The following is an 18,469-nucleotide window of genomic DNA, read 5'->3' as shown; positions in this document are numbered from 1 at the left end:
AAAAACCTCCAGTGACTTCGATGTTAGACCAATGGCGAATATGGCCGCTTGCGTTTATGGTGAGCACCATTGCGACATTCGTCTGAAGCCCAGCTTTCGACTGAGCCTGGGCAACGAAGCTTCAAGGGGGTTACGTGGAAGACTATATCCTGTGGTTCGATCAGCTCGGCATGAACGATGTCGATCGGGTAGGTGGCAAGAACGCCTCGCTCGGCGAGATGATCTCCAACCTGGCGGGAGCCGGCGTCACCGTTCCCGGCGGCTTTGCCACGACTGCCCATGCCTATCGCGAATTCCTTGCCCATGAGGGCCTCAACGAGCGTATCAACCAGGCGCTGGCCCAGCTCGACGCCGATGACGTCGGGGAACTGTCCCGAGTGGGCGCCGAGATTCGCCAGTGGGTGATCGACACGCCGCTGCCGCCCACCTTCGAGGCTCACCTGCGTACCGCCTATGAAGAGCTGGCCAGTCAGCATCCCAGCCTCAAGGTGGCGGTACGCAGTTCGGCGACGGCCGAAGACCTGCCCGATGCCTCCTTTGCCGGGCAGCAGGAAACCTTCCTCAACATCGAGGGGTTCGATAACGTCAAGCGTGCCGTGCATGAGGTATTTGCCTCGCTGTTCAACGACCGTGCCATCTCCTATCGCGTGCATCGTGGTTACGCCCACGAGAACGTGGCGCTGTCGGCCGGCATTCAGAAAATGGTGAGATCGGAAACCGGCGCTTCGGGAGTCATGTTCACCCTCGATACCGAATCGGGCTATCGCGATGCGGTCTTCGTGACCGCCTCCTGGGGCTTGGGCGAGACGGTGGTCCAGGGGTCGGTCAATCCCGACGAGTTCTACGTGCACAAACCGACCCTGGCGGCAGGGCGCCCGGCGGTGCTGCGTCGCAACCTCGGCTCCAAACTGATCAAGATGGTCTACAGCGACGACGCCAGCGCCGGCAAGTCGGTCTCGACCATTGATGTGCCGCTCCGGGATCGCGCTCGCTTCTGTATCAACGACGACCAGGTCATGGCCCTGGCGCGCCAGGCAGTGACCATCGAGGCGCATTACGGACGCCCGATGGACATCGAATGGGCGCTCGACGGTGACGACGGCGAACTCTATATCGTCCAGGCACGTCCCGAGACGGTGGTCTCCCAGCTGGAGGGGGGCAAGCTGGAGCGTTTCCACCTCAAGGAGAAAGGGCGCACCCTGGTCAACGGCCGTGCGATTGGCCAGCGAATCGGCCGTGGCGCCGTGAAGATCGTGTTCTCGCCCGAGGAGATGGACAAGGTCAACGCCGGCGACGTACTGGTTACTGACATGACCGACCCCGACTGGGAGCCGATCATGAAGCGCGCCTCGGCGATCGTCACCAATCGCGGGGGGCGCACCTGTCACGCGGCGATCATCGCCCGCGAGCTGGGCATTCCCGCGGTGGTCGGCTGTGGCGATGCCACCGAGGTCCTCGAGGAAGGACGCGACGTGACCGTCTCCTGCGCCGAGGGCGATACGGGGCACGTCTATGAAGGGCTGCTCGAATACGATCGCCGCGTTACCAGCGTCGACTCCATGCCCGAAATCCCGTTCAAGATCATGATGAACGTGGGTAACCCGGACCGTGCCTTCAGCTTCGCCGGGCTTCCCCATGCCGGTGTCGGCCTGGCGCGCCTGGAATTCATCATCAACCGCATGATCGGCGTGCACCCCAAGGCGCTGCTGGAATACGACACCCTGCCGCTCGACCTGCAGCAGACCATCAACCTGCGCACGGCCGGCTACGCCAGCCCCGTGGACTTCTACGTCGACAAACTGGTCGAGGGCATCTCCACCCTGGCGGCGGCGTTCTATCCGCAGCGGGTCATCGTGCGTCTCTCCGACTTCAAGTCGAACGAGTACGAGAATCTGATCGGCGGCAAGCTCTACGAGCCGGGCGAGGAAAACCCCATGCTCGGTTTCCGTGGTGCATCGCGCTACATCTCCGATGCCTTCCGCCCCTGCTTCGAGCTCGAGTGCAAGGCGCTGAAGCGCGTGCGTGACGAGATGGGACTCGACAACATCGAGATCATGGTGCCTTTCGTACGTACCACCGACGAGGCGCGGGAAGTCGTCGAGCTGATGGCGGCCAACGGGCTCGAGCGTGGCGACAATGGTCTCAAGGTCATCATGATGTGCGAGCTACCGGCCAACGCTTTGCTGGCCAAGGAGTTCCTCGAATACTTCGACGGTTTCTCCATCGGTTCGAACGACCTGACCCAGCTCACCCTGGGGCTCGACCGCGACTCGGGCATCGTGGCGCATCTGTTCGACGAGCGTAACCCGGCAGTGAAACGGCTGCTGGCCATGGCCATCCAGGCCTGCCGGGAGCAGGGAAAGTACGTCGGCATTTGCGGGCAGGGGCCCTCGGATCACCCCGACCTGGCCAAGTGGCTCATGGAGCAGGGTATCGACTCGGTGTCGCTCAACCCCGACGCCGTCCTGGAAACCTGGTTCATGCTGGCAGGTGAGACTCTCTCATAGCAAAATTTTCGTAAGTTACAAACTGGCCTGATTGAGAGTCGTCAATCAGGCTTTTTTTCGCCTATGCTGTACACCTCTTACATGGAGTTACCGAGGGCCCTCTCATGGACATGCGAACAGTTTCCTTCCGCCGATGCTGGCTGGCCAGCATTGTCTCAGCCTGCATGCTGAGCGTGCCCCTGCTGGCAACCGGTGAGGTGGATTTCCAGTACGAAGTCCCCGAAATAGACCCGGAAACGGCCTCGGGCCATAACGAAAAACCGGGCTGGGCCACCGAGCGGTTCGCGGTGGCCGCTGCCAATCCCCTGGCCACCGATGCCGGGTACCAGATCCTCCAGGCCGGAGGCTCGGCGGTGGATGCCGCCATTGCCGTTCAGATGGTACTGACGCTGGTGGAGCCGCAATCGAGCGGTATCGGTGGCGGTGCTTTCCTGATGCACTACGACGGTAGCGAAGTGAAGGCCTATGACGGCCGCGAGACGGCCCCTCGCGCCGCCAGCGAGTCTTTATTCCTCAATGGCGAGGGTGAGCCCCTGGAGTTCATGGAGGCGGCAGCCAGCGGTCTCTCGGTTGGCGTACCCGGCACCGTACGCATGCTGGAAATGGCTCATGAAAAGCATGGCAAGCTGCCTTGGGCGGAGCTTTTCGAGCCGGCCATCACCCTGGCGGAAGAGGGCTTCGAGGTGAGCCCGCGCCTGCATGTGAGCCTGGCCGAGGAGGAACGCCTGCGTGACGATGCGCTCGCCAGTACCTTTTATTACAGCGAGGATGGCGAGCCGCTGCCCGAGGGGCATTTGCTCAAGAATCCGGCGCTGGGGGCCATCCTGCGCGATATCGCCGAGAACGGCAGCAAGGCGTTGCATACCGGCCCGATCGCCGAGGATCTTGTCTATCGCGTGCAGGACCATCCGGTTCGGCCCGGGGCGATCAGCCTCGAGGACATGGCCACCTACGTGGCCAAGGAGCGTTCGCCGATCTGTACCGACTGGAGCGACTACCGTGTGTGCGGCTTCCCGCCGCCTTCCTCGGGCCACCTGACCGTCATGCAGATCCTCGGTGCCCTGGAGCAACTGCCCGAGCTCGACGAACCGCTGGTAGAGGACCGCCCCAGCACCGAATGGCTGCACCGCTTCCTCGAGGCGTCGCGCCTGGCCTTTGCCGATCGCGACAAATTCATTGCCGATCCTGACTTCGTCAATCCTCCGGGGGGCGACTGGAACAGCATGCTGGACGAGGAGTACCTGGAGGAGCGAGCCGAACTGATCGGTGAACGCAGCATGGGACCCGATGGAGCCAAGGCGGGCGATCCCGGAGAGGTGGAGATGGCCTGGGCGGTACAACCTGCCCAGCCGGAATACGGTACCAGCCATATCAGCATCGTGGATGAAGAGGGCAAAGCCATCGCCATGACCACGACCATCGAGGCCGCCTTTGGCTCGCGTATCATGGCCAACGGTGGAACCGGTCTGCCGGGTGGCTACCTGCTCAACAATGAGTTGACCGATTTTTCGTTCCGACCTCTGGATTCCGATGGCACACCCATTGCCAATCGCGTCGAGGCCGGCAAGCGGCCTCGCTCGAGCATGAGCCCAACGCTGGTGTTCGAGCGTGACAGCAACGAACTGGTGGCAAGCCTGGGGTCACCGGGCGGCGCGGCCATCATTCATTATACGGCCAAGGCGCTGGTGGCCATGTTCGACTGGGGGCTGGATGCACAGGAAGCGCTGGATCTCCCGCACGCGATCACCCTGGGAGGGCCCGCTTTCCTCGAGGAAGGGCGTTTTCCGGCTTCGGTCATCGACGAGCTCAACGAGCTGGGCCACGAAGCGAGCGAGCGTGAACTGGTCAGCGGCCTGCAGGCCATCCAGCGGACCGAGGAGGGTTTCTTCGGCGGTGCCGATCCGCGTCGCGAAGGCGTGGTCATGGGCGAATAGCTCCGCGTCGGTTGCATGCTGTCAATGTCGTAACCAATTGCGCAGCTTCACCAGCAGGATCGCCCCGTCGCTGAGCTCTTCGCGGTCCTCGATGAGCTCGCTCAGGCGGCTCGGATAGTCCGTGATGATGGCGTCGACGCCAAGATCGATCAACTGCGACATGCGTGCACGGTCGTTGACCGTCCAGGCGTGCACTTCATAGCCCAGCTCTCGCGCCAGTCGGATCTCGTTGTCGGTGATGCGATTATGGCGTAGCCCCAGGGCATCGAAGCTGCGCCGGTCCAGCGTGCCCGGCATCACGAGCTGGGCCAGCAGGGTCACGCGTAGGTCGGGCTCCCGCTCCTTGATCATTTCCAATACGCCGGCGGACATGACGGCAAGCCGCGTTTCGCCGGCGACGTCTGGATTGCCGCAGCGCGGGGCCTCGGCCGGCGTGACGCGCATCAAGCACTCGCGTCTCACGGCGGTTTCCCGTTCCAGGGCGGCGAGCACCGCTTCTACCAGGGCGGCTTCGGCACCTGGGGCCGGTTTCATGTCGATCATCAAGGCACTGCTGCCGCGAACCGCTTCGAAGGCTTCGTCGAGGGTGGGTATGCGCTCGTCGACAAAGGCATCGCCGAACCAGCTCCCGACATCGAACTCACGCAGCTCATCGAGAGTCACGTCCTGCACGTTGCGTGGATCGCCGGTCAGGCGTTGCAGGCTACGGTCGTGATAGAGCACGACCTCGCCATCCGCCGTCAGTCGGACATCGATCTCAACGTAATGCGCATTGTCCGCGACCGCCCGCTCCACGGCCGCCAGGGTGTTCTCGGGGGCTGCCATGGAGCTGCCGCGATGGGCAATGATAGTGACCTCGTCGCGCAGCTCGAAGCTGTTGACGATCCACCAGGCCTGGGCCAAGGCGAAGAGCACGACGGCCAGCTCGACGCCCCAGGCCAGCCGTCCCGGATGGGCGTCGGGCGGTGGCGGGGCCGGGCGTGGTTCCCGATGCGCGAGACGCAGGTAGAGGCAAGCCGACAACAGGGCATTGGCCGCGACGCCGATGAAGGTGATAGCAAGCGTCGCCAGTACGTAGCCGGTGACGTAGGCCAGCATGGCAGGGATCAGCACCGTGTTGCGTTCCGGCAGCCACCAGAGCATCGGGGTAAAGACGCGGTCGAACAGTGCGCTCGCCGCGAATGGCAGGACAACGATGACGACGAGCACGAGAATCACCACCAGGGCAACCTTGCCCCGGTGCCCGCGGGTCAGCTCCCGGCTACGCCGGAGAGCGGCATTGGGCGAAAGGTTCTCCAGCGTGGCCAGGGGCAGTGCCAGTATCCAGCGCACGTACAGCCAGCCCGCGACCATGGCCCAGGCCAGGGCCAGCGGTGCGGCGACAGCGAGGAAATACCACAGCGCCGGTGGGCGTATGCGCATGACAAAGTAGGGGTCGTACCCCCCGAGGATCAGGTCGTAGAGCCAGCCCAGCGTGAGCGCGACAGGCAGGGCAAGCAGCAGGTGCGCTCCGACCTGCAGCACTACCAGTCCGGCCAAAACGGGCAGGCGGCGCAGCGTCTGCCAGAGGGCGATGAATGCCAGCTGATAGTGATTGTCGCGGCGCTTGACCGCTACCAGAATCATGCCGGCCTGTTGCAGGTAGAGGACCAGGAAGGTCAGGCCGACTGCCACCAGAAGCCACAGGATGCCGCCCGGACTGAGCAGGAGTTCGAGCAGCTCGGCGTTGGTGATCACCGGGCGTTCGAAGCGGCCGAGCAGGCCGGTGAGGGTCCATGCCACGGCCGGCAATAGCAGGCTCGAGGCAAGCAGGGTGAAGAAGAGGTGGTACGCTACCAGCGGACGCAGATGTTCTCGCAGGCTGCGCAGCACATCCACGCCTAGTGACGCCATCTTTCAACGTGCTCCCGGTACGAATTCATGCGCCTAGCGTGGCATTGCGACCCGCCGATGGGCAAGCTTTCGCCACGGCGTCAGGGCTCAGGTGTCGAGAGGCAGGCGCTCGTCCGCTACCACGATGCCGTTGTTGTCGGCATAGAGCCACTGGCCCGGTCGCAAGGTGGCGCCGGCGAAGGTTACCGGAACGTCGCGACTGCCTTCGCCGCGCTTCTCGCTCTTGCGCGGGTGAGTGCCCAAGGCATGCACGCCAAGGTCCGTCTCGGCCAGCACGTCGACGTCGCGCACGCAGCCGTACATCACGACACCGGACCAGCCGTTGTCTACGGCTTGCTCGGCCAGCATGTCGCCAAGCATGGCGCAGCGATGGGAACCGCCAGCATCTACCACCAACACGGCGCCGTTCCCGGGCTCACCGACCGCCTGCTTGACCAGGGAGTTGTCCTCGAAGCACTTGACGGTGCGAATGGGACCGCAGAAGGCCTCGCGTCCGCCGAAGCTGATGAAGATGGGGTCGAGTACCTGCACGTCCGGGTGAGCGTCGCAAATGTCGGGCGTGATGATCGCGCTCATTGAGTCTTCCTTACCTGGGGGAGGATGTGGTCGGAATGATGCCATGGTTCGTTCGACCGAACCCTCATCGATTCGTCGCAGGAATGCACGACACCGGGCATGGCCCGGTGTCGAGGGACGAAACGCGGAATGACGGGTTAGAAGCGCAGCCCTACCGAGGCCGTGAAACTGTCGATGGTGTAATCGCTGTCGAAATCGTAGCGCTCGTACTCGGCGCGGATCAGGACCGGATTGAAGGTGAACTGCGCCCCCAGGCCATAGACCGGGTCGAAGCCGTCATTATCTTGCAGGTCGAGCTCTGCATCGCCCAGGTTGCCTTTTACCTCTGTTTCCCAGCTGGCGGCACCAACCTTGGCGAAGGGAGCGAACCAGGTGGTCAATGGCAGTTGACCGACCAGGCTGGCACCGTAGGCCGTCGATTCCAGGTCGGTGCTGGCCATGTCGTTGCCACGTAGCTGCACGCGTCCCAGGTCGGCGTAGAAGACCTCCGCTCCCAGATAGCGGTTGAACTGATAGCCGACGAAACCTTTCCAACTGTTGTCGTCGTCATCCAGATTGAAGTCTCTGGCGCCAGCCTCGATGAAATTGTCCACCTCTTCACGGTCGTTCTCCAGCGAGCTGAAGCCGGTACCCAGACCCAAGTAGGCATAGCGCTCATGGGGCGCATTGGCTTGGGCATGGGCGGTGGCGGCTGCCAGTAGCGAAGTGGAGGCGAGCGTTATGGTGAGGAGCGTTCTCTTTGACATGTTCTGACTCCTTGAAATGTCCCTTGGCCTTGAAATCCCTATTTCTTCCTTGCGCCCATCGGTCCCCCGACCGACCAGGCGCACGAAGGCTTCTTAAACTTAGACGCGGGTTTTACCGCCCTCAAGGTGGTGCAGGTAAAAAAACGTAGCGAAGCGTGGCCGCCGGAGAAGTAATTATCCGGCCCGTCAGCACTTATGAAAAAAGCGCCCTCCAAGGAGGGCGCTTCGGTCATCGGCTCCGGCGCCTGTCGCCAGGCGCCTTCGATGTTGCGAGCATCGGAGTCGAAAAGAAGAAAGGTATCAGGCTTCCTGGGCAACCGGAATCACGTTGGAAGCGGCGTTCTGATACTCCTCGATTTCATGGAAGTTCATGTAACGATAGATCTCACCGGCCATGGCGTCGAATTCGCCCATGTAGCGCTGGTACTCCGCGACGGTCGGCAGGCGACCCTCCACCGCGGCTACCGCGGCCAGCTCGGCCGACGCCAGGTAGACGTTGGCGCCGTCGCCCAGGCGGTTGGGGAAGTTGCGGGTCGAGGTGGAGACCACGGTGCTCTTGGCCGCGACGCGGGCCTGGTTGCCCATGCACAGCGAGCAGCCCGGCATTTCCATGCGCGCGCCGGCACGGCCGTAGATACCGTAGTAGCCCTCTTCGGTCAGCTGGTGCTGGTCCATCTTGGTCGGCGGCGCCAGCCACAGGCGGGTCTTCAGGCTGCCGGCCGGCTGCTTCTCGAGCAGCTTGCCTGCCGCACGGAAGTGACCGATGTTGGTCATGCACGAACCGATGAAGACCTCGTCGATCTTCTCGCCGGCAACGTCGGAGAGCAGGCGGGCGTCGTCCGGATCGTTCGGGGCGCAGAGTACCGGCTCCTTGAGCTCGGCCAGGTCGATTTCGATGACCTCGGCATACTCGGCGTCCTTGTCGGCGCGCATCAGGCTCGGGTTGGCCAGCCACTCCTCCATCGCCAGGATGCGGCGCTCGATGGTGCGCTTGTCGCCATAGCCGTTGGCGATCATCCACTTGAGCAGGGTGATGTTGGACTTCAGGTACTCGGCGACGCTTTCTTCACCCAGGGTGATGGTACAGCCCGCGGCACTGCGCTCGGCGGAGGCGTCGGAAAGCTCGAAGGCCTGCTCGACGGTGAGGTCCTCCAGCCCCTCGATTTCCAGTACGCGGCCGGAGAAGGCGTTCTTCTTGCCCGACTTCTCGACGGTCAGCAGGCCCTGCTTGATGGCGTAGTAGGGGATCGCATGGACCAGGTCGCGCAAGGTGACGCCGGGCTGACGCTTGCCCTTGAAGCGAACCAGCACCGATTCCGGCATGTCCAGCGGCATGACGCCGGTGGCCGCGGCGAAGGCGACAAGGCCCGAGCCGGCCGGGAAGGAGATGCCCAGCGGGAAACGGGTGTGGGAATCACCGCCGGTGCCCACGGTGTCGGGCAGCAGCATGCGGTTCAGCCAGCTGTGGATGATGCCGTCGCCCGGGCGCAGCGAGACGCCGCCACGGTTCATGATGAAGTCGGGCAGGGTGTGGTGGGTCTCGACGTCGACCGGCTTCGGATAGGCGGCGGTATGGCAGAAGGACTGCATCACCAGGTCGGCCTGGAAGCCGAGGCAGGCGAGGTCCTTGAGCTCGTCGCGGGTCATTGGGCCGGTGGTGTCCTGAGAGCCCACGGTGGTCATCTTCGGCTCGCAGTACATGCCCGGGCGCACGCCCTCCATGCCGCATGCCTTGCCGACCATCTTCTGGGCCAGGGTGAAGCCTTTGCCGGTGTCCTTGGGCTGCTCGGGCAGGCGGAACACGTCGGACTGGGGCAGGCCCAGCGCCTCGCGCGCCTTGCCGGTCAGGCCGCGACCGATGATCAGCGGGATACGGCCGCCGGCACGCACCTCGTCGAGGATCACCTGGGTCTTGAGCCCGAAGGTGGTCAGTACTTCGTCGGTGCCGTGCTTGCACACCTTGCCTTCATAGGGGTAGACGTCGATCACGTCGCCCATTTCGAGCCGGGAGACGTCCATCTCGACGGGCAGGGCGCCGGCGTCCTCCATGGTGTTGAAGAAGATCGGCGCGATCTTGCCGCCGAAGCAGAAGCCGCCGGCGCGCTTGTTGGGCACGTTGGGGATGTCGTCGCCAAAGAACCACAGCACGGAGTTGGTGGCGGACTTGCGGGAGGAACCGGTGCCGACCACGTCGCCGACGTAGGCGACTGGGTAGCCCTTGGCCTTCACTGCCTCGATCTGCTTGAGCGGACCGGTGGTACCCGGCACTTCCGGCTCGATACCCTCACGCTCGTTCTTGAGCATGGCATTGGCGTGCAGGGGGATATCGGGGCGCGACCAGGCATCCGGGGCGGGGGAGAGGTCGTCGGTATTGGTTTCTCCCGGCACCTTGAATACGGTGAGGGTGATCTTCTCGGCCAGGGCCGGCTTGGACAGGAACCACTCGGCGTCGGCCCAGGACTGCAGGACGTCCTTGGCTACGGCGTTGCCCGCCTTGGCACGCTCTTCCACGTCGTGGAAGGCGTCGAACATCAGCAGCGTGTGCTTGAGTTGTTCGCCGGCCTCGCGGGCCAGTTCGCTATCGTCCAGCAATTCGACCAGTGTGGCGATGTTATAGCCGCCCTGCATGGTCCCCAGCAGCTTGACGGCATGGACCTTGTCCACCAGCGGTGACTGGGCCTCGCCCTTGGCAACAGCGGTGAGGAAGCCGGCCTTGACGTAGGCGGCCTCGTCGACGCCCGGCGGAACGCGGTTGGTCAGCAGGTCGAGGATGAATTCTTCCTCGCCGGCCGGCGGGCTCTTCAGCAGTTCGACCAGCGCGGCGACCTGTTCGGCATTCAGGGGCTTCGGCGGGACGCCCTCGGCGGCGCGTTCTTCGACATGTTGGCGATAGGCTTCAAGCACGTTGGGGCCCTCATCTGGTGTGTTGCCCAAGGCGGGGTCGGCACGACGATAACGTCGGCAAAAAGCCTGCCTTGGCGGGTGAAACAACCGTAGTCACTGGGTGGCGCGATTCTACGGGAAACTGTCGACAATGTTAAGTTGGCCCGTTCTGCTGCGGCCTAGACTTTGGTCGCCGCGATGTCGCCCAACTACAGCGTGCCACCTGGGACAGGGCGCGTTACCATTGTTCGGACCAATCAACTGGAGAGAGGGATGTGCGCGCGTATCGCCTCGCCCTGTGTGGGGCTCTGCTCGACGACGCTGGGCGATCCGGTGTGCCGGGGATGCCAGCGAACGGATACCGAGATCGTTGAGTGGATGGCTCTGTCCGCGGAGCAGCGCAGCCGCCGTATTGAGCAGCTCGATGCCTTGCGTGAGCGGGTTGCGGGTCGCTTTCTGCGGGTCGTTGACGAAGCCTGTCTCGAGCAACAGCTGCGCCGACACCGTATCCGCTTTCGTCCGGAGCAGCCGCCGCTGTCGCGTGCGGTGGAGTTGCTGCGCGTCGGTCGTGAACGCATCCGCGAGCTGCGTCGCTACGGTCTTGAGCCGCGGGAGAGTGCCGTGGGCTACGGCGCCGCCGAACTCCATGCGCGGCTCAGCGAGCAGCTGATGACGGAGGCCAACGAGCGCCGCCTCGCCTCCCCGACGCTGGATGCCCAGCGTTGATCGCCCGATCAAAGACCGAGCCTGAACATGTCCGAGACCTTCGAAGCGACCTTCAACGATGTCGAGCTGCCGCCGGGCCTGCTCGACTTCCTCGCCTGCCCCACGCCCGATGAATGGGTCGCCTGGGCGCTTGAGAATCCCGAGCTGCTGCTGATCGACCATGCACAGTGCGAGAAGAAGGCGGCCTCGACCGCGATGAGCCTGCTTTATCGCTATGTCGACCAGCCACTGCTGCTGACCAAGATGTCGCAGCTTGCGCGGGAAGAACTGCTGCACTTCGAACAGGTGGTCAAGCTGATGGAAGGGCGAGGCATCGAATACCGCCACCTGAGCGCGTCGCGCTATGCCGAAGGCCTGCGGCAACATGTCCGTCCTCAAGAACCGCAGCGACTTGTCGATATTCTCATCATAGGCGCATACATCGAAGCGAGAAGCTGCGAACGGTTCGCCAGGTTGATCCCGCACCTGGACCCCGAACTGGCCCGATTCTATCGCTCTCTGGTCAAGTCGGAAGGCCGACACTACGAGGATTACCTCATGCTGGCGCGGTATCTTTCGTCTGAGTCCATTGACAAGCGGGTGGTTTTCTTTGCCGAATGCGAAGCACAACTAATAGTCACGCCGGACACGGCGTTTCGTTTCCATAGTGGCGTGCCGGCTTGATAACGCCACTTTGCCATGCAGGGTTCCGTCATGCAGGACGCTTCAGAAATCGTGCAGAACAGCGAGCCGGATCATCTGGCACTGTTCGGCCAATTCTCGCTGGCGCTGGGCGATGATGTACTGACCCAGTTCAGCTACGACAAGGTCAAGGCGCTGCTGGTCTACCTGTTGCTGCACCAGCAACCCGTCAACCGTGCCAGCCTGGCCGAACTGCTCTGGCCCGACCAGGGCCTCTCCTCGGGGCGTACCAACCTGCGCCATGCGCTTCATTGCCTGCGCCAGTCGCTGGGTGAAGAGGCCGAGCGGGTATTGGTGGTTTCGCGACAGACGATTGCCTTCAGGCGACCGGAGAGCTGGCGCTTCGATCTGCATGAACTCCAGCAGCTTCTCGAGGGGCCGCGGGACGTGGCAACCCTCGAACAGCTCCTGTGTCGCTACCGTGGCGACCTGGTGGAGGAACTTCAGCTGCCGGCCTGCACCGAATTCCAGCGCTGGCTGGTGCAGCTGCGCAACGAGTGGCGACAGCGAGTCATCCGTTTCGCCGAAGGGGTGCTGGAGCGTAACGACGAGGTGCCCGATGCGCTCCTGCAGACCCTGGTCAGCCGCTTCTCTGGCTATGGTCCGTTTCATGAACGGCTGGTACGCCAGCTCGCCGAGCAGGGCCAGTTGGCTGCCGCCCACGAGCAGTACAACGCCTACCTGCAGCTGCTGGCCCTTTCCGGTCAGCAGCCCGAGCCGAGTTTCCTGCAGCTGGCGCGCTATTGGTCGGATGGCAGTCCAGATCTGCAGAGTCTGTCTCCCCAAGGGGCATTCTCCCGGGCCCTGGCCGCTGGCAGCTCGCCCCTTCGTGAAGACGAGATCGAGCAACGCCAGATGTCGGTGATGGCCATTCGCCTGCGTGTCAAAGGGGACTTTTCCGCCCGCGACGAGACCCGTGCCTGTCTGTCGCTGCAGATCGAGCTGATGCGCTGGCTGGAGCAGCAGTGCCATCACCTCGGCGGGTTTTGGCTGCCCGGCGCCACAGGCGGCCTGGGCCTGGCCTGCTTCGGCACTCATGGCCCGGCACATCAGCTGGCCGAATTGGTGGCGCTTTACGAGCACTGCCGCCGTGTACTCCCCGATGAGGTCGCGCGTCACTGGAGCGGAGAGGATGAGCCGCCGAGTATCGAACTGGCCGCCGGCCTCAACAGCGGACGTGTCGTCTATCTTCCCGAGCGTCAGCTGGTCGACCCGCTGGGACAGGTGACCCAGGGGGCGCTGGATCTGATGAGTGCCGCCGAGGGCAGCGAACTGGTCATTTCCCAGGAGGCGAGTCAGCACATGCCGCCGGCGCTGGACCTGCAGCCGCGTCTTTCCTCGCGGCTGGTGGCGAGCGACGGCCGCGTGCGACTGCGTGCCCTGGTGCTAGGCCAGAACGAGGGCGGCCGCGACGCCACGCCGCCTAGCCTGGTGGGGCGGGAGTCGTCGCTGCGCGTGTTGCGCGACGCCCTGGCGCGCGCTGGCATCGGTTTGCGCCAGAGCGTGCTCGTGCGAGGTGCCTCCGGCATGGGCAAGTCGGCCTTGATGGTCGGTTTCCGCCAGCTCGAGCTGAGCCGCGATGCCGCGATCTGCTGGCAGCCCACTACCCGGCTATCGGTGCTGGAACCCTACGGTGTCGCGCGTACGCTGCTGCGCTGGCGGCTTGACGGCAAGCTCGACCAGGCGTCGCTCCAGGGGCTCATTACCGATATCGATCTGTCGCTGAACCCCGAGCAGCTGGGCCTGCTGGAGGAAGCGCTGGGTGTCAGGGAGTCACCGGAAGTGGCGCAGTTGGCCAAGAGTGGCGAGGCTGCCGATCTGGTAGTGGCCCTGTTGTGCCGGGTCATCGAGCGCCAGGCCATCGAGCGTGCACAGGTCTTGATGATCGACGACCTGCAATGGCTCGACGAGCCTTCGTTCCGCGTATTGTCGGGTCTGCAGGCGCGCCTGCCGATCAATTGCGCCTTCCTGCTGGTGGCCAGCCATCACGGCCGCGAGGCATTGCCCACGCGGCTGCACTGGGATCAGCAAGTGAGCCTGGGCCACCTCGACGCCATGCAGTCGTCACGCCTGCTATCGCAGCTGGCCAGGCGCTACCGGCTGCATCTCAGCCCACGGCTGAGGGGACAGATCATCGAGCGCTGCGATGGTGTGCCGCTCTATATGCAGGAGATTTGTCGTCGCCTGGAGATGGATCGTCGTGAGGGGCGCAGCGTGCAGCTCGACGAACTGCCGCGGGGGCTGCTGGGACTGCTGGCGGGGCGTATCGATCAGCTCGACGGCGACCGAGAAGTCGCCCACGTGGCGGCAGTGCTGGGGCGTCGCTTCCGCATCGATTTTCTCGCCGAGTGCAGCGGCTGGGACATGACCCAGCTCAACCGCGCCCTGGAGCAGATGCGCCGCCTCGAGATCATCGAGCCGGCCGGGGGCGAGGGCGGCTGCCGCGAATACCAGTTCAGCCACCAGTTGCTGCAAGAGGCCGCCTATCTTTCCTGCCCCCGGGACGTGCGGGTGCGCATCCACCGCCAGGTCGTCAGCCTCATCGAGGAGCGCTTCCCGATGTGGATCGGCAGGCACCCGGGCGACTTTGCCACCCACCTGCGGCGTAGTGGCCACTACGCCCGCGGGGCGCGCTATTTCGAGCTGGCTGCACGCGAGGCGCTAAAGGTGAGCGCCAATCGCACCGCGCTCAAGATGGCCGATTTCGGTCTGGCCAGCCTGCGCCATGTGGAGAACCAGGCCGAGCGCGAGATCAGTCTGCTGACCGTGCGTGGCCAGGCGGCTTTCGCCCTCGAGGGGCATGGCTCGCCGACCGCGCACGAGAGCTTCGTACGCGCCCGCGAGCTGCTGGTCCAGCACGAGGGCTGCCATGCGGAGGATGCGGAGGATCTGGAACAAGCCTTCCTGGTGAAGTGGGGCCTGTGGGTCGGTTGTAGCCAGCGCCATGCCCATGCCGATGCCTTCTCCCTTGCCGCCAGCCTGGCCACCATTGCCGGCAAGCTCGACGATCCGCGCTACCAGCGCCTGGCGGACTATGCCCGGGCCAACTGCGAGTACTGGGCCGGGCGCATTCGTCAGGCCTATGAGCACCTCGATGAAATCGCGCCGCTGGAGCGGCCGATGATGATCGAGTGGTTGCCGTTCTCCGAGCACCCCCAGGTGGCCGCGGCCTGTTTCCAAGGCTGGGCGATCTGCCTGCGCGGCGACTATCGGCGCGCTGAACAGCAGGTCGAGGCGGCCATTCGCCTGGCTGAACGGATCGGACACCCCGGTTCGCTGGCCATGGCGCTGCTGTTCGCCGCCGCGCTCTATCGACAGCTGGGCCATGTGCACCTGGCGGCGCGTCGCGCCGAGCAGGCCGTGGCCTTGACCGAGACCCCCGACCTGCACCTGTGGCAGGTATCGGCCCAGGGCATACTCGGTTGGCGTCGGGCGCTATCCGGCGACCGCGATGGGCTGACCATGATGGAATTGACCCAGGAGGAACTGGGCGAGATCACCGGCCGCGACCGCTATCATCGGCCTACGCTGTGGTACAGCGATGCCTGCCTGTCGCTCGGCGAACTCAGTCGTGCCGAGGACTACCTGGATCAGTGTCTGATGATCGCTCGCGAACGTAGCACGCTGTTCGTGTCCGAACTGGCGGTGCAGTTAGCTAGCGTTCGCGACCGGCTGGGTCGGCCCAAGGAAGAGGTTCGGCGGCTGGTGGAGCAGGCGCTGGAGTGCGCGCGTCTGCACGAGAACCGGCACCAGGAACTCTGTGCGCTGGAGGCCTGGCTGACGCTGGTCGACCACTATGACGAGACGACCCGGGAGCAGTTCCGCACGCTGCTGGACAGCGTCAGCCATAGCGATGCTCCGGTACTCATCCGCTGGCGCACGCTGCTCGATCGACAGCTGACACAGGCAAGTAGCGACTCGGGGCGCGTGGCGATCGGCAACGGCTAGTTGCCGGTCGAGGTGCCACATTCGAGCAGGGCGATGCGCTGCAGTGCCTGGGTGCGGTTTTCACCACACAGCGCGTCGTCGAATACGAAACGCTCGCACACGGCCGGGCGGCGGGGGTCGCCGAAGAGGCGGCACAGATTGTCCGCGTCGAGCTGTACGCAGCGTACCCCAGGCGGCTTGCCATGAGGCATGCCGGGGATCGGCGAACTGATCGAGGGCGCAATGCAGCAGGCGCCACAGCCAGGACGACACCCCGGACGTTCCACGGCACTCGGCGTAGCGTTGGCGGCAATTCTGCTCATGGCCTGGCCTCGGCGATCGCTCCCTTGTCGATACCCTCGAAAGCCTGTACCCGCGTAGCTGTTCCCGTCTCCTCGACGATTCGCTCTGCCAGCCAGGTGGCGATATGCTCGATCGTCGTGGGCAGCGGTAGAACGATGCAGCGTGCCGGCGGCAGGCGCAGTTGAAAGCGACCCTGCTCGGCACGGTAGCGACTGGTCAGACTAGGGCGAAGGCCGGGTTCGACCTGCTCGACGATATCCGTCTTGTCGACCAGGTAGCGATCGTTCAATCGTTCCGCCCACTGCCTCTCCAGCGTCGGGCAGCGCTCGCCGCGCTGCCAGACATGCAGGCGCGAGCGGTGGCCATGGGCGATACGCTGGCAGTTGCCGGTGTGTTGCCTGAGGCCGTGACTGTAGGTATAGGCCGCGCCGTCGATGACCTCTGGACGCAGGCGCAGGTTGATGGCGCTGATCCGCGGCGGCGGCCGCTTCATCATGTCCCGCGCGAGGTGGTCGGCGAGTCGTTCGGGGGAGATCTCGGTCCAGGGCAGCAGGGTGAAAGCCTGGCGCGGGGCGCGAACCTCCATGGCGTAGGGCAGGGTGGTCCGTACGCAGATTCCTTCGCTGCACTCGCTGGCTTCGACGCCGGCGGCGCGGGTCGGCACCAGCAAAGTATGATCGACCGTGGCGTCCAGGCGCGACTTGATCCACGGCTTGACCTGGCCGAAGTCGAACAGCATGCCGTCTTCGCCAATCTCGCCGTCGAGCTCGGCATCGACGAACCAGCTCAGGCCGATCAGGCCGCGCTGGGGGCACCAGAGCGACGCATCCAGCTGGGTCAGGCGGTTGACGAACAGCGTCATCAGTCGATCCCCGTTATCTTGTGGGTCTGCAGCGACAGCCGCCACTGCGGATGAGCCAGGCAGTAGGCGAGAGTGGCGTCGAGGTGGTTGGTGTCGTCATTCAGGACCGTGACATCCATGGGTTGCAGGAAGCGATGCCGAAAAGCGAGTTCACCGAAACGTTCGGGCAGGGCCTCCGGCTGGGGATAGACCAACTTGAGTTCGTCGCCTTTCGTCAGCACCAGCGGGTTGCCGGCCTTGGGGCTGACACATAACCAGTCGATGCCAGCTGGGGCGGGCAGGGTGCCGTTGGTTTCCACCGCAACCTCGAATCCATGCGCATGCATGGCCTCGATCAGGGGCTCGTCGAGCTGTAGCAGCGGTTCGCCCCCGGTGAATACCACGTAGGGCGTCGCCATGCCGCCCTTCGCCGGCCACAGTACCGCCAAGTGATCCGCCAGCGCTTCGGCGGTGGCGAAGCGGCCGCCGTGCTGGCCGTCGGTGCCGATGAAGTCGGTATCGCAGAAGCGGCAGGCGGCGTGGGCTCGGTCCGGCTCCCGCCCCGACCACAGGTTGCAACCGCTGAAGCGACAGAAGACGCTGGCGCGGCCCGTCCTCGCACCTTCGCCCTGCAGCGTGTAGAAAGCCTCCTTGACGTGGTACATCAGGTGTCTCCGCCGGTCGTCGGGTCGAGCCGCTGGGAATAGTCGAGCGGGTCGCGCACGTCATTGGCGTCAAAGGCGGCAAGTCGCTCGCGGCAGCTGCCGCAACGGCCACATGCCAGCGCCTCGCCACGGTAGCAGGTCCAGGTATCGGCGTAGTCGAGGCCCATGGCCAGACCATCGGAGAGGATCTCGGCCTTTGTCGAGCGCAGGTAGGGCGCATGGATCTCGACCGGGGAGAAGTTGGCGATGCCAGCCACCGTGTTCATGGCCTCGACGAATGCAGGTCGGCAGTCCGGGTAGAGCACGTGATCGCCGCCGTGGGCGCCATAGTCGACGCGTCCCGCACCGACATTGACGGCCTTGGCGATGGCCAGCGACAGCAGGATCATGTTGCGGTTGGGTACCACGGTAGCGGCCAGGTTCTCCTCGCCGTAGTCCCCTTCAGGTATATCGCGGCTGGTATCGGTGAGGGCGGAGGCGTCGATCAGGCCATGGATAGCACGAATGTCGACTACCTGGTGAGGCACGCCGAGCTGACGACAAACGCGGGCCGCCACGTCGAGTTCGCGCGCATGGCGTTGGCCGTAGTCGAAGGAGAGGGCGTTGACCTCGAGCCCCAGGCGCAGGGCGCGGTGTAGCACGGTGAAGGAGTCCATGCCGCCGGAGTAGATCACGACGGTGGCGCGGGGGTTCGCTTGGGTCATGGTGAGGCTCTGTGTCGGAGAATTTGTCGCTCCCCGCCTGTGGCGGGGCGCCGGGATCCGGTCCGGCGCGCGTCAGTCTAACG

The 18,469-nt window shown here is 64.5% G+C and carries 13 protein-coding genes; 5 read left to right on the top strand and 8 right to left on the bottom strand.

The window, feature by feature from the left end:
• Positions 1-134 precede the first annotated feature (134 nt).
• Together ppsA and ACOJCM_RS00725 are read left to right on the top strand one after the other, a co-directional pair.
• Positions 135-2,507 (top strand): phosphoenolpyruvate synthase, encoded by a 2,373-nt coding sequence (gene ppsA / locus ACOJCM_RS00730; protein WP_445210140.1) that lies wholly within the window; start codon positions 135-137, stop codon positions 2,505-2,507.
• A 104-nt stretch (positions 2,508-2,611) separates the two neighbouring features.
• Positions 2,612-4,441 carry a gamma-glutamyltransferase family protein gene (locus ACOJCM_RS00725; RefSeq protein ID WP_445210139.1) on the top strand — a complete coding sequence of 610 codons (1,830 nt, stop codon included), beginning with the start codon at positions 2,612-2,614 and terminating at the stop codon, positions 4,439-4,441.
• Positions 4,442-4,462: 21 nt separating this feature from the next.
• Here the strand turns inward: ACOJCM_RS00725 and ACOJCM_RS00720 are convergent, their stop codons facing one another.
• The 4 genes from ACOJCM_RS00720 to acnB form a co-directional block, all read right to left on the bottom strand.
• A complete protein-coding gene (locus ACOJCM_RS00720) occupies positions 4,463-6,334 on the bottom strand; it encodes a glycerophosphodiester phosphodiesterase family protein (protein WP_445210138.1) in 1,872 nt (623 codons plus the stop codon).
• Positions 6,335-6,421: 87 nt separating this feature from the next.
• Positions 6,422-6,910 carry a ribonuclease E activity regulator RraA gene (gene rraA / locus ACOJCM_RS00715; RefSeq protein WP_445210137.1) on the bottom strand — a complete coding sequence of 163 codons (489 nt, stop codon included), beginning with the start codon at positions 6,908-6,910 and terminating at the stop codon, positions 6,422-6,424.
• A 137-nt stretch (positions 6,911-7,047) separates the two neighbouring features.
• A complete protein-coding gene (locus ACOJCM_RS00710) occupies positions 7,048-7,656 on the bottom strand; it encodes a porin family protein (protein ID WP_445210136.1) in 609 nt (202 codons plus the stop codon).
• 300 nt (positions 7,657-7,956) lie between these two features.
• On the bottom strand, positions 7,957-10,560 hold the full coding sequence (acnB, locus tag ACOJCM_RS00705) for a bifunctional aconitate hydratase 2/2-methylisocitrate dehydratase (protein WP_445210135.1): 2,604 nt from the start codon (positions 10,558-10,560) through the stop codon (positions 7,957-7,959).
• Between the two features lie 252 nt (positions 10,561-10,812).
• Between acnB and ACOJCM_RS00700 the strand changes: the two genes are divergently transcribed.
• From ACOJCM_RS00700 to ACOJCM_RS00690, 3 genes are read left to right on the top strand one after another with little or no spacing between them, the layout of a single operon-like run.
• Positions 10,813-11,265, top strand: coding sequence for a DUF1289 domain-containing protein (locus tag ACOJCM_RS00700; RefSeq protein WP_445210134.1), 453 nt, complete (start codon positions 10,813-10,815; stop codon positions 11,263-11,265).
• A 27-nt stretch (positions 11,266-11,292) separates the two neighbouring features.
• Positions 11,293-11,928 (top strand): tRNA-(ms[2]io[6]A)-hydroxylase, encoded by a 636-nt coding sequence (locus ACOJCM_RS00695; RefSeq protein WP_445210133.1) that lies wholly within the window; start codon positions 11,293-11,295, stop codon positions 11,926-11,928.
• A 30-nt stretch (positions 11,929-11,958) separates the two neighbouring features.
• Positions 11,959-15,894: an AAA family ATPase gene (locus tag ACOJCM_RS00690; RefSeq protein ID WP_445210132.1), complete on the top strand. Its 3,936-nt coding sequence runs from the start codon at positions 11,959-11,961 to the stop codon at positions 15,892-15,894.
• On the opposite strand, the gene ACOJCM_RS00685 is transcribed toward ACOJCM_RS00690, so the two are convergent.
• The 4 genes from ACOJCM_RS00685 to queC are packed head-to-tail and all read right to left on the bottom strand — an operon-like array spanning position 15,891 to position 18,386.
• The gene (locus ACOJCM_RS00685) at positions 15,891-16,196 is read right to left on the bottom strand and encodes a YkgJ family cysteine cluster protein (protein ID WP_445210131.1); all 306 of its coding nucleotides are present in this window, start codon (positions 16,194-16,196) and stop codon (positions 15,891-15,893) included. The two genes, ACOJCM_RS00690 and ACOJCM_RS00685, sit on opposite strands and share 4 nt — an antisense overlap.
• The gene (locus tag ACOJCM_RS00680) at positions 16,193-17,038 is read right to left on the bottom strand and encodes a 6-carboxytetrahydropterin synthase (protein ID WP_445210130.1); all 846 of its coding nucleotides are present in this window, start codon (positions 17,036-17,038) and stop codon (positions 16,193-16,195) included. Before ACOJCM_RS00680 ends, ACOJCM_RS00685 begins: the two co-directional genes overlap by 4 nt.
• Positions 17,038-17,682 carry a 7-carboxy-7-deazaguanine synthase gene (gene queE / locus ACOJCM_RS00675; RefSeq protein WP_445210129.1) on the bottom strand — a complete coding sequence of 215 codons (645 nt, stop codon included), beginning with the start codon at positions 17,680-17,682 and terminating at the stop codon, positions 17,038-17,040. Before queE ends, ACOJCM_RS00680 begins: the two co-directional genes overlap by 1 nt.
• Complete coding sequence (gene queC / locus ACOJCM_RS00670; protein ID WP_445210128.1) at positions 17,682-18,386, bottom strand: 7-cyano-7-deazaguanine synthase QueC; 705 nt, start codon at positions 18,384-18,386, stop codon at positions 17,682-17,684. Before queC ends, queE begins: the two co-directional genes overlap by 1 nt.
• Between the last annotated feature and the right edge of the window lie 83 nt (positions 18,387-18,469).

This window comes from Billgrantia hypersalina (assembly GCF_052584175.1).
This window is presented reverse-complemented; position numbering and strand designations above follow the sequence as displayed.